The organism is Sulfurirhabdus autotrophica, assembly GCF_004346685.1.
Classification (GTDB): Bacteria; Pseudomonadota; Gammaproteobacteria; order Burkholderiales; family SMCO01; genus Sulfurirhabdus; species Sulfurirhabdus autotrophica.
In genome coordinates this window covers 1-1,057 of the sequence record NZ_SMCO01000059.1, presented here as the reverse complement: position 1 = coordinate 1,057, position 1,057 = coordinate 1, and the positions used below count along the sequence as shown (strand labels likewise).

Annotated in this window: 1 protein-coding gene; it reads left to right on the top strand. The window is 50.8% G+C overall.

Going from position 1 to position 1,057, the window contains the following annotated elements:
• Window positions 1-98: 98 nt before the first annotated feature.
• Window positions 99-1,052, top strand: coding sequence for an IS1595 family transposase (locus EDC63_RS18475; protein WP_124945685.1), 954 nt, complete (start codon window positions 99-101; stop codon window positions 1,050-1,052).
• The last annotated feature ends 5 nt before the right edge of the window (window positions 1,053-1,057 follow it).

Sequence of the window (1,057 nt, the reverse complement as noted above, 5' to 3'; positions counted from 1 at the left end):
CCTGATTATAAACAAACTTCAGCTAGGCTCATGTGGTGAGCCTTCTGCCTGAGAAAATACTCGGTATTGCGAAATACATGATACCGAGGAAAACACAAATGGCGATGAATCGATTGCAGTTGCAACCTGGCCTGTCCATGATGGAATTTATGAACAAATACGGAACCGAAAGTCTGTGCCAAAATGCGCTGGAGCAAGCCCGCTGGCCAGAGGGGTTTCGTTGTACAAGCTGTCGTGACGAGCGACATTCCGTGTTTCACCGGAAAGGACACAAGTACTTTCAATGCCATCGCTGCCGCCATCAAACCACGGTTATCTCCGGCACTATTTTCCAGGCCACCAAGATTTCCCTGACGCGCTGGTTTCTCGCCATGCATCTGCTGACTCAAGCCAAAAATAACGTCTCCGCACTGGAACTGAAACGGCATCTGGGTGTGTCGTATCCTACTGCCTGGTTGATGAAACACAAACTCATGAAAGTCATGAGTCTGCGTGAAGATCGCCGCGTGCTGGAAGGGCGAGTGGAAATTGACGATGCCTATCTGGGAGGAGAACGGGCTGGCAAAACGGGTCGTGGCTCGGAGAATAAAGTGCCACTGATTGCCGCAGTACAGACTTCGGATGAGGGGCGACCATTGTATGTTCGGTTGAATCGTATTGCCGCCTTTACCAAAGAAGCAGTGGATGAATGGGCGAACAAGGCGCTGTCGGCGTCGGCTCGTACTGTGTCTGATGGTTTGCATTGCTTCAGGACACTGTCCGGTTCTGTGGCTGAGCACCAGTCGATTACTGTGGGTGGCGGGAGGCAATCCGTCAAGCGACCAGAATTCCGCTGGGTGAATACCCTGCTGGGGAATCTTAAGACTGCGATTTCTGGTACTTATCATGCATTCAACTTCTTTAAATATGCAGATCGTTATCTGGCTGAAGCACAGTACCGTTTCAACCGCCGTTTCGATTTATCCACTATCCTCACCAGATTGCTTAGGGCCTCGGCCGTTACACGGCCTCATCCCCTGTGTCGAATAAGACTGGCTGAGGATGCTTTATAATCAGG

What these genes read in the sequence shown, in the direction of transcription:
- EDC63_RS18475 (WP_124945685.1), top strand. Translation starts at nt 99, where the DNA reads ATGGCGATGAATCGATTGCAGTTGCAACCTGGCCTGTCCATGATGGAA.